Below are 13,719 nucleotides of genomic sequence, written 5' to 3' on the forward strand. Positions count from 1 at the left end.
CCGACGTAAACCATTCGTTTTTAAGATTAGATGAAGGACTCCACAGCCGTGAATCAGCTCAATGGATTAGAAGTCGCCATCATTGGCATGACCGGGCGATTTCCCGGTGCCCGCAACCTGACAGACTTTTGGCATAACTTGCAGCAGGGAAAAGAATCCATTACTGAGTTCACGACTGCGGAACTGGCGGCGGCAGGCATCGACCCCACGCTGCTAAACCAGCCCAACTATGTCAAAGCCAGAGCCATCCTGGCCGACCCCGATTTATTTGATGCCGCTTTTTTCGACTTCAGCCCTAAAGAAGCCGCCATTACCGATCCTCAGCATCGGATTTTGCTAGAAGCCGCCTGGGAAGTTCTCGAACAAGCGGGTTATGACCCCGAGCAGTACGGCGGTTTAATTGGATTTTACGCTGGCGCTGGGTTCAACAGCTATTTGCTCAATCTAGTGGCCAATGCAGCAGCGCTTCAGTCAGTGGATCGCTTTCAACTGATGCTGGGCAATGACAAGGATTTTGTCAGCACTCGGGTTTCCTACAAGCTGAATCTACAGGGGCCAAGCTATACCGTCCAAACCGCTTGCTCAACCTCATTGGTGGCGGTGCATTTGGCCTGCCGCAGCCTGCTCAGTGGTGAATGCGATTTGGCTCTAGCCGGGGGCATCACCGTCAGCGCTCAGCAAACCATTGGCTATCTGCATCATGAAGGGGGTATTGCCTCCCCCGATGGTCACTGTCGTGCCTTTGATGCCGCTGCTGCTGGAACGGTGTCAGGCAATGGGGTTGGGCTGGTAGCGCTCAAGCGCCTAGAAGAGGCGATCGCCGATGGCGACTGTATCCACGCCGTCATTAAAGGATCGGCCATCAACAACGACGGTGGACTCAAAGTGAGCTATACCGCACCGCGAATTGATAGTCAGGCTGCTGTGATTCGCGCAGCTCAAGCGATCGCCGAAGTAGAACCCGACAGCATCAGCTACATCGAAGCCCATGGAACGGGCACTGCCCTTGGCGACCCCATTGAGATAGCGGCTCTAACCCAAGCCTTTAGCGCCGGGGGTAGGCCCGGTAACGGCTTTTGCGCCATAGGATCGGTCAAAACCAATGTAGGGCACCTAGATACGGCGGCGGGCATCGCCGGACTGATTAAAACGGTACTGGCGCTACAGCATCGGCAGATACCGCCCAGCCTGCACTTTCAGCAGCCCAATCCCCATATCGATTTCGCCCAAAGTCCGTTTTATGTCAATGCCACCCTAAAAGACTGGCTCACCCAGAAGCAGCCGCGCCGCGCCGGGGTCAGCTCCTTCGGCATTGGCGGTACCAACGCCCACGTAGTGCTAGAGGAAGCGCCTGCCCCAGCCCCCTCAATGCCTGCGCGTCCCTGGCAGTTAGTGCTGCTGTCGGCAAAAACGGCAGCGGCGCTAGACCAAGCCGCCGCCAATCTGGCGACCCATCTCAGGCAGCACCCTCAGGCCAATTTAGCTGATGTGGCCTATACCCTACAGGTGGGGCGCAAAGCGTTTAGCCATCGTCGCCTGGTGGTTTGCCGCACAGTCGATGAAGCGATCGCAGCGCTGACAGCGACAGACTCGCCGCAAAAAGCAACTTTAGCCAGCGGCCACCGGGAAGTCGTCTTTTTGCTACCCGGTCAGGGGGCACAGTATCCCGGCATGACCCAAGACTTGTACCGCAGCGAAGCCGCCTTTCGGCAACAGATAGACCATTGCTGCCAGCTTCTCCAGCCTCACCTCGACCGGGATCTACGCACCCTCCTCTATCCTCATCCCGCCGCCGCTCAGGCAGATCTGCTCAGCCAAACGGGCTATGCCCAGCCTGCCATTTTCGTCGTGAACTACGCCCTAGCGAAGCTTTGGCAAAGCTGGGGCATCCAGCCGACAGCCCTGATCGGTCACAGTCTGGGAGAACTGGTCGCCGCTTGTCTGGCCGGGGTGTTTTGCCTTGAAGACGCCCTCAAACTGGTCTGCCAGCGAGGCCAGCTAATGCAGCAGTGCCCCCCCGGAGCGATGCTTTCGGTGCCCCTGCCAGCAGCAGACATGCAGCCGTGGCTCAGTGCTGAGGTGACGCTAGCAGCGCTCAATGCTCCAGCGCTGACGGTACTGTCGGGGTCAACAGCCGCGATCGCCCAAGTACAAGCTCAGCTAACGGCAGCGGGTATCGAGTCCCGACAGCTTCACACCTCTCACGGCTTCCATTCCCCCTTGATGGCTGAGGCGGTAGCCCCGTTTACCGCTGCAGTAGCGCAGGTAGCGTTGCAGCCACCCCAGATACCGCTGCTTTCAAATGTGACAGGTACCTGGTTGACCGCAGCGGAAGCGACCGACCCAGCCTATTGGGGGCAGCAACTGCGTCAGCCCGTGCAGTTTGGCCCAGCGATCGCGCAACTCTTGCAGGAGCCGAGTCAGATTCTGCTGGAAGTCGGGCCGGGGCGGACGCTGACGACGCTGGCGAAGCAGCAGGTTAGAACGCAGCTTTGTTTGCGAACGGTACGCCATCCGCAGGAAGGGGTGTCTGACTCGGAGTATTTGTTGCAGACGCTAGGACGGTTGTGGCTGGCGGGAGTGGCCATTGACTGGTCGGGGGTCTACGCGCACGAGCGGCGGCAGCGGCTGCCCTTACCCACCTATCCATTTGAGCGCCAGCGCTACTGGATTGAACCGCAGCTAGCGTCGCCGTTGCCGCCAACGACGGCTGCCCTTGCCCGTCAGCCCGATATGGCCGACTGGTTTTACCTGCCGACCTGGAAGCAGTGGCCGCTCACCGCTCATGCAGGGGCGATCGCGCCTGAATCTACCCGCTGGCTGTTGTTTGTTGATTCTGGCGGCGTCGGGGTTCAGCTTGCCCGTCAGCTTGAGCAAAGCGGACAGCGCGTGATGACCGTTGCTTTAGGCCAGCAGTTTGAACAACGCGGCGATCGCCACTACTGCCTCAATCCACACCAGCTAGCGGACTACCAAGCGCTATTACAAACCTTGCAAGCTCAGAGGCTATTGCCGCAGCGGATTGTCCACTGTTGGAGTTTAGAGGCAGATACCGCCTTCGAAACGGTTCAAGCTCACGGATTTTACAGCTTAATTCACCTGGTTCAGGCGCTGGCGCAGTTGGATGCAGAACCCCGGCATTTGAGTGTGATTGCCCAGCAGATCTACGACATAACTGGCGCAGAGCCGCTCAGGGCTGCTCAGGCGACGCTGCTGGGCGCGTGTCAGGTAATTCCGCAAGAGTATCCGCAGCTAACCTGTCGGCTCATCGATATCGAAAAACTGCCGCCGCCAAGTCAGCGGCAATGGCTTTCAACCGCCCTGCAGGCAGACTTAACGCAGGCAACTTCTGCCGCTGTTATCGCCTATCGCAACGGTCGTCGCTGGTTGCAGACCTTTGAGCCGCGACCGCTACAGTCTACGCCTGAGGTCTCGCGGCTGCGGCGAGGCGGTGTTTACTTGATCGCGGGGGATCTGGCGGCTGGCTTGGGCTTCTTTCTGGCTCAGGCGCTGGTTGAGACTTGGCAGGCCAAGGTGTTGCTAGTCGGCACCAGCGGTCTACCTGCTCGTGAGCAGTGGCAGTCGTGGCTAGATCAGCAGGGCGATGAGGATGTGATCACTCAGCCCAGGGGGCAGTGGCAAGCCTTAGAAAACGCCGAGGCGCAGGTTTGCCTGCTTGAAACCGACCTGAGCGATGGCAGCCAACTGCAACAGGCGATCGCTCAAGCTGAACAGCAGTTTGGGGCTTTGCAGGGCGTGTTCTATAACCCTGCGATCGATGCCACCCAGGCGACCCAAGCAATCGCTGAGCTAGATCCAACCCGCTGCGCGGCCATCTTTCAGGCGAGACAACAGGGGCTACAAGTTTTAGAAGCTGCCCTCGGCGATCGCCCGCTGGATTTTTGCCTGGTGCAGTCTTCTCTAGCTTGCGTTTTGGGCGGCGTCGGTTTGTCGGCCTATGCGGCTAGCTATGCCTATCTAGATGCCGTGGTTAGCGATCGCAATCGTCGCGGCCAAACGCCCTGGTTTAGCCTGAATCGGCAGGCTCGCCAAACGCAGACTTGGCCGACATCAGCCCAGCCTATTGAAGCCGCGCTGGCGCTTTCGATGACACCTGCAGAAGTCTGGGCAGCAATTGAGCGAGTCTTAACCCTGCCGTCGGCAGGCCAAGTGGTGGTTTCAACCGGAACCCTGTCGTCACGTCTGGCGCAGGCTGCTCAGCCTCAGACCGTACAGCCGTCTTCGTCACCGTCGCCCGTACAGCCGTCGTCGCTGGCTAAAGACTACGTTGCCCCTGAAACCGAAATTCAGCAAGCGATCGCGGCCATCTGGCAAGATTTGCTGGGCATCGAAGCCGTTAGCCTGCACGACAATTTTTTTGAACTGGGCGGCCATTCCCTGTTGGCGATTCAGGTGGTTTCGCGCCTGCGGCAGCAGTTTGCCGTAGAGCTGCCCTTAAAGAGCATTTTGTTCGATGCGCCAACGGTCGCCGGACTGGCTCAGGTGATTCATCAACAGCAGTCTCAGTCTGATGAACAAGCGATCGCAGCGCTGTTAGAAGAGGTCAAAACCCTATCGCCCGACCAGGTGCAACAGTACCTAGAAGAATCTCCTTCTGGCGCTTAAACCCTAAATTTCTTGAGGACTTGAATTAATGGAATTTAGCTTATTTTACTTTTCCGGAGACGGCTCGAAAGTACAGACCGACAGCTATCAGCTCATGATTGAAAGCGCTAAGTTTGCCGATCAGCACGGGTTTTCAGCCCTGTGGATGCCGGAGCGTCACTTTCATCCCTTTGGTGGCCTGTATCCGAATCCGTCCGTGACAGGAGCGGCAATGGCAATGATTACAAAACATCTGCAGCTACGGGCTGGCAGCGTCGTCATGCCGCTGCACCACCCGGCGCGAGTGGCTGAAGAATGGGCAGTGGTCGATAATCTTTCCCAGGGTCGCGTGGCGATCGCCTTTGCCTCCGGCTGGACCATAGACGATTTTGTGTTGTCAACCGAATCTTACAGCGATCGCAAAGTCGGTATGTGGCGCGGCATTGAGATGGTGCAAAAGCTGTGGCGGGGTGACTCGGTCGAGATGAAAGCGGCATCGGGTAAGGACGTTCAGATCGCCACCTTTCCCCGTCCCTTGCAACCGCAGCTAACGCCCTGGATTGTCTGTCAATCTCCCAGTACCTATATCGAAGCGGGCAAGCGGGGGGGCAACGTGTTAACCTCTCTGCTCTCTGGCACCCTAGACGAAGTAGCCCAGCAGATTGCGCTGTATCGCCAAGCCCGCCAAGAACACGGACACGACCCGCAGCAGGGCAAGGTGGCAATGATGCTGCACACCTTTGTCGGTGAAGACTTCGACACAGTGAAAGCGCAGGTGAGAGAGCCTTTTTGCAACTATCTCAAGACTCACCTCAATCTGCTAGAGCATTTAGCCAGGGGTCTCAATTTAAAGATTGATCTGAAGTCGCTTTCGCCAGCCGACATTGATAGCTTGCTGATATTTGCCTACGAAGGCTGGCTCAAAGGCAGAACGCTGATTGGTTCCCCAGCAACTTGCCTGCCTATGATTGAGCGCCTACGGCAAGCTGGCGTAGACGAAGTGGCTTGCCTGATTGACTTTAATCCCAACTTTGAGCAAGTCATGGCGGCGCTCCCTCACCTGAACGCTTTGAAAGCTCAGTGTCAACCGCTCACAATGGCCGCCCTCAGCTAGATATTCCATGCGTGATCTTTCTCAACAGCTAGCCGACCTCTCACCCGCTCAGCGATCGCTGCTAGAAAAGCGGCTGCAACAGCAGGGACTCCGCCTGCCGTCTTCGTTGCCCATTCCCCAGCGATCGCCCGCTGCCCCCGACAATGAAGAACCGTTATCGTTTGCCCAACAGCGGCTGTGGTTTATCCATCAGCTAGACCTCAATTCCAGCTTTTATAACGTGTTTAGCGGTTTACGGCTACAGGGCAGGCTGGACGTTGCCGTTTTAGAAAAGGCGCTGCAGGCCGTTGTCCAGCGTCACGACACGCTACGGACGACGTTTACTACCAATGCCGAGGGGCAACCCGTTCAGGTCATTCAGCCAAGTGCTACAGTTTCACTGGTACAGCAAGATCTCAGCCTGTCTGGCAACCCAGCGGCGGCAGCCCAGCAGCTAGCGCAGCAGGAAGCTCACGGGTCTTTTGACCTGACTCAGCCTTTGCTACGCCTAACGCTTTTAAAACTGGCTGCAACGGATCATCTGCTGCTGGTGACCCTGCATCACATCATTGCCGATCGCTGGTCGCTGGGTATTTTCATCCAAGAACTGCAGCAGCTCTACGAGGCTTTGTCTTGCCAGCAGCCCGCCCCTCTCAAACCGCTGCCGATTCAATATGCCGATTTTGCCGTGTGGCAGCGGCAATGGCTGCAGGGGTTGGAACTAGAACGACAGCTTAGCTACTGGCGACAGCAATTGGCGGCGCTGCCAGTGTTAAACTTGCCCAGCGATCGCCCCCGGCCAACAGTGCCGACATTTCAGGGGGCAACGTACCCGATCACTTTTGCCCAGCCATTAGCCGATGCCCTCAAAAATCTGAGTGTGCAGTCTGGTGTCACGCTGTTTACGGTTTTGCTAGCCGCCTTTAAGATTTTGCTGCAACGCTACAGCCATCAAAACGATATTGTCGTCGGCACCGACATTGCCAACCGTAATCGAGTCGAAACTGAAGGGCTGATAGGGCTGTTGGTAAATACGCTAGTGTTGCGCACTGATTTGGCAGGCGATCCCACCTGTTTAGAGTTGCTGCAGCGGGTGCGAGACGGGTTGCTGGGCGCTTATGCCCATCAAGACTTGCCATTTGAGCGTCTCGTCGCTGCCCTGAATCCAGAACGGCATCTTAGCCAAATGGTGCCGCTGTTTCAGGTCAAATTTGATTTGCAGTTAGCGCCTTTGCAACCGCTGTCGTTGGGAGATTTAACCGTTCATCCCCTAGTTTTTGACAACGAAACCACGAAGTTTGAACTACGCCTCAATCTAGTGGACTCGGAGGCGGGGCTGCGAGGCCAGGTTGAATACAGCACCGATCTGTTTGAGCGTCCGACTATTGCGCGGCTAGTCGGCCACTTCCAAACCCTACTGGAAAATCTAGTCGCGCGGCCTCAGCAACGCCTGTCTGAACTGCCGTTGCTGACATCTGCTGAGCGGCAGCAGCACCAAGCCTGGAACGATACGGCAGTGGACTATAAGCTGCAATGCATTCATCAGCACATTGAAGCCCAGGTAGAGCAAACACCAGAAGCGATCGCCCTAACCTTTGGCCAGCAGCACCTCACTTACCAACAACTCAACCACCGCGCCAACCAGCTTGCCCACTTCCTGCAAGCCCAAAACCTGCAACCCGATACCCCCGTCGGTCTGTGCTTCCAACGCTCTATAGACCTCGTCATCGCCCTCTTAGGCGTCCTCAAAGCTGGCGGTGCCTACGTACCGCTAGACCCAAGCTACCCCCCAGAGCGCCTCGCCTTCATGCTGCAAGATAGCCAAGTGTCGCTGCTGCTGACGCACAGCCACCTGCTACCCACCTTGCCCGCCCACTGCGCCACCTCGATCAGCCTCGACCACCACTGGTCAGCGATCGCCACATTCCCCACCACCAATCCCACGAGCACCGTCACCCCCGCCCATCTGGCCTATATCATCTACACCTCCGGCTCCACCGGTCAGCCCAAAGGAGCCATGAACAGCCACCAAGGGCTGAGCAACCGCCTGCAGTGGATGCAATCTACCTATGGCTTGACCGCAGCAGACTGCGTCTTGCAAAAGACGCCCTTTAGCTTTGACGTCTCGGTGTGGGAGTTTTTCTGGCCGCTAATGAGCGGCGCACGGCTAACGCTGGCTCAGCCTGAAGGCCACAAAGACAGTGCCTATCTGGCTAATCTGATTGAGCAGCAGCAGGTAACGACGCTGCACTTTGTCCCTTCAATGCTGCAGGCGTTTCTCGCCGAACCGCGCTTAGAGGGTTGCGGCTGTGTGCGTCAGGTTTTTTGCAGTGGCGAAGCGCTACCTATGGCTGTGCCAGCCCGCTTTTTTGAACGCTTCTCCGCCAAGTTGCACAACCTCTACGGCCCGACTGAAGCGGCGATTGATGTGACGGCTTGGCTTTGTCAGCCAGGGTGTGAGCGGGCAAGTGTGCCGATTGGCCGACCGATTGCCAATACCCAGATTTATCTGCTAGATAGGGCGGGTCAGCCTGTGCCGATAGGGGTGGCCGGAGAACTGCACATTGGCGGAGTGGGTCTAGGGCGGGGCTACTGGCAGCAGGCAGGGCTGACGGCAGAGAAGTTTGTGCCCAATCCGTTTGGGCAGAGCGCTGCTGAGGGGGGAGCAAGGCTATACAAAAGCGGAGATTTAGCCCGCTTTCGGGCGGATGGTGCCATCGAGTTTTTGGGGCGTTTGGATCATCAGGTGAAGCTGCGGGGTTGCCGCCTTGAGCTAGGTGAAATAGAAGCGGCTTTGGCTCAGCATCCTGACATTGAGCAAACGGTGGTTACCCTCCAGTCCACATCTCAAGGCGATCGCCTGGTGGCCTATGGCGTGTATGAGGCTGCGGCTTTGTCCCCGTCAGCGCTGCGCGACTTCCTGGCTCGGTCTTTGCCGGACTATATGATTCCGGCTGTCTTTGTTCGCCTCGACACTTTACCCCTCACCCCCAATGGCAAGGTCGATCGCCGTGCTTTGCCGCCCCCGCCGGAAAACCATCCTGACCTCCAGCCCGATTACGTCAGACCTCAAACCGAGCTAGAGCAGGCGATCGCCAAGATTTGGCAAGCGGTCTTGCAGCTAGAAACCGTCGGCATTCATGACAATTTTTTTGAACTGGGCGGCCATTCCTTGCTGCTGATTCAGGTCAATACCCAACTACGGCAACAGTTGCAGGTAGATCTCTCTGTTCTCGACTTGTTTCGCTATCCCACCATTGAAGCGATCGCGACCCATCTAAGCCAGCGCCAAACGATGCCATGCCATCAGCCTGCCGTTGCTGCTAGCCTCAACCACCAGCTAGCGCAGCGCCAACAGGGCAAACAGCGGATCAGCCAGCGACGGCAAAAACGTCTCAAGTAATTTCTGCAAATTTGTGTTTTATGAGTGACCCAACCTCTCAAGCTTTAGCCAGCCCTACCAACGGTCTAGAAATTGCTGTTATTGGCCTATCTGGACGTTTTCCTGGCGCTCAAAATGTGGCGCAGTTTTGGCAGAATCTATGCGATGGCCAAGAGTCGATTACTTTCTTTGCCCCCGAGGAGCTAGAAGCCTCTATCACAGGTACCGCTCAGGTCGATCAGGCCAACTACGTTAGAGCGGGTGGCGTGGTGGCCGACAGCGATCGCTTTGACGCGGCATTTTTTAGCTTTTCCCCCCGTGAAGCCGAAGTGCTCGATCCGCAGCATCGTCTTTTTCTAGAATGCGCTTGGGAAGCGTTAGAGGATGCAGGCTACGATTCGCAACGCTATGAAGGACTGATTGGGGTCTATGGCGGCGCTCGCCTCAGCAGCTACTTATTGACTAATCTGTTGCCCAATCGCGATCGCCTGTTGCAGTCGGTCACAGCCAACCAAATTTTGCTGGGAAATGATCCGGGTAATTTAACCACTCGCGTTTCTTACAAACTCAACCTAGAAGGCCCCAGTTGTACGGTTGAAACTGCCTGTTCAACTTCACTGGTGGCGGTCCATTTGGCCTGCCAAAGCTTGCTCAATGGCGAGTGTGACATGGCGCTAGCGGGTGGCGTGGGCATTTCGTCGCAGCAGAAGAGTGGATATCTCTATCAAGAAGGCGATATCTTATCGCCCGATGGTCACTGCCGCGCCTTTGATGCCCAAGCGCAGGGAACCGTCAGCGGCAACGGCGTGGGGCTTGTCGTCCTCAAGCGTTTAGAAGATGCGATCGCTGATGGTGACTGCATTCGAGCGGTGATTAAAGGCTCTGCTATTAATAACGATGGAGCCGCCAAGGTCAGCTATACGGCTCCCCGAATTGACAGCCAAGCCAAGGTGATTCAAGCTGCCCAGGCGATCGCCGATGTCGATGCCGCCACGGTGACCTACATCGAAGCCCACGGCACAGGAACGTCGTTGGGCGACCCGATTGAAGTGGCAGCGCTGACTCAGGCTTTCCAAAGCCAAACAGCCCGCACCCGCTTTTGTGCTCTGGGTTCCGTCAAAACCAATGTGGGGCATCTAGGGGTCGCCGCTGGCGTGACGGGTCTGATCAAAACTGTCCTATCGCTACAGCATCAGCAGATACCGCCCAGCCTGCACTTTCAGCAGCCTAACCCCAAAATTGATTTTGCTAACAGCCCCTTTTATGTCAACACGACCCTGACACCGTGGCACAGCCCAACTCAACCCCGACGCGCCGGGGTCAGTTCATTTGGCATGGGCGGCACCAATGCCCATGTGGTGCTCGAAGAAGCTCCCCGTTCAAACTCCGGGGCATCTCGTTCCCATCAGATCCTTGTTTTGTCTGCCAAAACCCCAGCGGCTCTAGAGACGGCCACAGCCAACTTAGTGACCCACCTGCAGCAGCATCCCCAAATGCCGCTAGCTGATGTGGCCTATACGCTACAGGTTGGGCGGCAAGCCTTTGAACACCGTCGGGCTGTCGTCTGTCAAGACAAGGATGCAGCGATCGCGGCCTTAGCGCCCTGCGATGCATCTGCCGTCTGGACGCAACCAGCAGACGCTGCGCCGCAGTTGGTGTTTATGTTTCCTGGCCAGGGTTCTCAGTATGGGGATATGGGACGGGATCTTTACGCCGCTGAGTCGTTATTTCGCGAACACATTGATCGCTGCTGCCAGATCCTGCAACCGCATCTCGATTTGGATTTACGCCAAATCCTCTTCACCGATCACGCACTTTTAACCCAAACGCGCTATACGCAGCCAGCCCTGTTTGTAATTGAGTATGCGCTCGCCCAGCTCTGGATCAGTTGGGGGGTCTGCCCACAAGTCATGATTGGTCACAGTCTGGGTGAATATGTGGCAGCTTGTTTGGCGGGCGTCTTTAGTTTAGAAGCCGCGCTCCGCCTGGTGGCTATCCGAGGGCAGCTCATGCAGCAGTTGCCCTCGGGTAGCATGTTGGCCGTCTCGCTGTCAGAGTCAGACTTGCAGCCGTTCTTAAGTGAGGAGATTGGCTTTGCGGTTCATAACGCTCCGCAGCTTTGTGTGCTCTCTGGAACCGATCAAGCTATCCAGAAGCTAAGCGATCGCCTAACGCAGCAAGGCGTTCACTGCCGACGATTACAAACCTCCCATGCCTTTCACTCGGCGCTGATGGATCCCATCTTGGAGCCGTTTATCACCCAGGTGCAGCAGATAGTCTTGCAGCCCCCCAAAATCCCCTTCATCTCTAACGTCACGGGCACTTGGATTACCGATGAAGCGGCGACCGACCCGCACTATTGGGCGAGACATTTGCGGCAATCGGTACGTTTCAGCGAAGGCATTGCCACTTTGCAGGCGGCCTCAGCCTCGATTTTTCTAGAAGTTGGCCCCGGTCGGGTATTGAGTACCCTAGCCAAACAGACGCTCTCAGACGCCTCTCTGCCGACACTTTCTTCTCTACGCCACCCTCAAGCGTCGCAATCAGATGTTGCCTTTATTCTCCAGACACTCGCTCAGCTCTGGTCGCTGGGAGTGACCGTAGACTGGCGCAGCTTTTCGGCTCACGAACAGCGGCAGCGGCTGCCCTTACCCACCTATCCGTTTGAGCGGCAGCGCTACTGGATTGAGCCAGCGCCAGCAGATCGGCTTACGCCCACTGCGCCCCCGCCGCCAAACGCCAGCCTGACGGACGGGTTCTATGTGCCTACCTGGAAGCAAACACCGCCGCTGGCGCTGCTGAGATCTCAACCCCCAACCCAACCCCAAACCTGGCTGCTACTCGTTGAGGCTAAAGGCTGGGGTTTAGCGATCGCCAATCAGCTCAGGCAGCAGGGCAAAACGGTGATTACAGTCACCTGCGGCCAGCAGTTTCAGCGCCTCAGCGATGGCAACTACGTTCTTAACCCGCTGCATCCGCCAGACTATGACTGCTTAATCCAGGCGCTAGCAAGAGCCGATCAAATGCCTGAAGCGATCGCCCACGGCTGGTGTGAGACGACAGAGCCTGCTTCAGAGCAGCTTGGCTTTTATAGCCTGCTGTTTCTCACCCAGGCCATAGGGCGGCAAAAAATTGCTACCCCTTTGCAATTGACAATAATTACTAACAACGCCTACGATATCACTGGTGACGAGTTGCTTTGTCCTGAGTCGAGCACTGCTTTGGGACTGGCTAAGGTCATTCCTCAGGAATACCCCCATATCACCTGCTACAGCGTTGATATTAGCCAATCTCACCCAGAATCAGAGCGATCGCTCTTGGCGCAACTCAGCCGTGAACTCACCGCTCCCGTCGATTTGAACGTGGCCTATCGCGGTCAGCATCGCTGGGTACAAACCTTTGAAGCGGTTCGCATTAGTGAGAATAATTCTCAATATCTTTTAAGAGAAAATGGCGTTTACATCATCACGGGTGGACTCGGCCAGCTAGGGCTGATCTTGGCTCAGCACATTGCCCAAACAGCGGCTGTCAAGCTAGTCCTTATCAGTCGCTCTAGCCTACCCCAGCGATCGCACTGGCAGCAGTGGCTTAAAACCCACGCTGAACAAGACTTGACCTCTCACCGGATTCAGCAGATTCAGCACCTAGAGCAGCTAGGCGCTGAGGTTTTAACGATTTCAGCCAATGTGGCAGATATAGCGCAAATGCAAACGGCAGTTACTCAGGCAAAGCAGCAATTTGGTCAGATTCATGGCGTCATCCATGCCGCTGGTATCGCCAGTGAACGTCATGGGATTCAAGCTTTGACCCCAGCAGATTGTCAACGCCAGTTTCAGGCAAAAGTATACGGCTCACGTCTGCTGACCCAGGTTTTGCCGGATGAGGCTTTGGATTTCTGTCTGCTCTTTTCCTCGCTGGCGTCAGTGCTAGGCGGTCTAGGATTTGCGGCCTACGCCGCTGCCAACAGCTTTATGGATGCTTTCGCTCACCAGCAGCGCCGTCAGGGTAGCTTCCCTATACTCAGCATCAACTGGGATGCTTGGCAAATCGGGGAGCAAGCCCGTCAGACGATTGCAGGTTCTACCCTCGTCCATGCGATTACGCCAACGCAGGGGATGGCGATTTTTGATCGGTTGCTGCAGTTGCCCCCGCAGACGCTGGCTCAGATAGTGGTTTCGACGGCAGCCTTACAGCCCCGCATTGAACAATGGCTAAAGCTAGCGTCTGTTCGCTCAGACGCACCGCAACCAGCGGCACCCGCTCAAACGCTAGAGGGCGCGTCCCGCCATCAAATCGAGCAAACAATTGCAGATATCTGGCAGCAGGTTCTGGGGGTGGCGTCGATTGGCGTGGACGACAACTTTTTTGATCTTGGCGGTAACTCCCTCAGCAGTATTCAAGTGGTTGCGCAACTGAAGCAGCAGTTGCATGCCCAAATTTCGGTTGTCAGCCTCTACGAGTACCCAACGGTGAGTAAACTGACAGCCCTCTTGAGACAAGACGACAGCGAAAAGACGCCGCTGGCCTCCAGTCTGACACGCGGGCAAAAGCGCCGAGCTAGACAAAAACAACGCTTATAGAGGCTGTTTGCCAGGTTAAGCAAAGTCGCGCCCGCTCACAGGTCAATGAGTCGGCCAGA

Annotated in this window: 4 protein-coding genes; all 4 read left to right on the top strand. The window is 56.6% G+C overall.

The window, feature by feature from the left end:
* Positions 1–30 precede the first annotated feature (30 nt).
* Genes ACTS3T_RS24015 through ACTS3T_RS24030 form a run of 4 tightly spaced genes read left to right on the top strand, consistent with a single transcriptional unit; the run spans position 31 to position 13,660 of the window.
* Entirely contained in the window at positions 31–4,626 is a 4,596-nt protein-coding gene (locus ACTS3T_RS24015) for a type I polyketide synthase (RefSeq protein WP_377968218.1), read from the top strand.
* A 28-nt stretch (positions 4,627–4,654) separates the two neighbouring features.
* The gene (locus tag ACTS3T_RS24020) at positions 4,655–5,719 is read left to right on the top strand and encodes an LLM class flavin-dependent oxidoreductase (protein ID WP_377968217.1); all 1,065 of its coding nucleotides are present in this window, start codon (positions 4,655–4,657) and stop codon (positions 5,717–5,719) included.
* A 7-nt stretch (positions 5,720–5,726) separates the two neighbouring features.
* A complete protein-coding gene (locus tag ACTS3T_RS24025; protein ID WP_462935873.1) occupies positions 5,727–9,101 on the top strand; it encodes an amino acid adenylation domain-containing protein in 3,375 nt (1,124 codons plus the stop codon).
* 20 nt (positions 9,102–9,121) lie between these two features.
* A complete protein-coding gene (locus ACTS3T_RS24030) occupies positions 9,122–13,660 on the top strand; it encodes a type I polyketide synthase (RefSeq protein ID WP_377968252.1) in 4,539 nt (1,512 codons plus the stop codon).
* Positions 13,661–13,719: the final 59 nt, after the last annotated feature.

The sequence above is a fragment of the Almyronema sp. genome (assembly GCF_052168255.1).
Lineage (GTDB): Bacteria > Cyanobacteriota > Cyanobacteriia > Phormidesmidales > Phormidesmidaceae > Sphaerothrix > Sphaerothrix epifaneia.

Coding starts and splice junctions, on each gene's coding strand:
- ACTS3T_RS24015 (WP_377968218.1), top strand. CDS start 31: ATGAAGGACTCCACAGCCGTGAATCAGCTCAATGGATTAGAAGTCGCC.
- ACTS3T_RS24020 (WP_377968217.1), top strand. CDS start 4,655: ATGGAATTTAGCTTATTTTACTTTTCCGGAGACGGCTCGAAAGTACAG.
- ACTS3T_RS24025 (WP_462935873.1), top strand. CDS start 5,727: ATGCGTGATCTTTCTCAACAGCTAGCCGACCTCTCACCCGCTCAGCGA.
- ACTS3T_RS24030 (WP_377968252.1), top strand. CDS start 9,122: ATGAGTGACCCAACCTCTCAAGCTTTAGCCAGCCCTACCAACGGTCTA.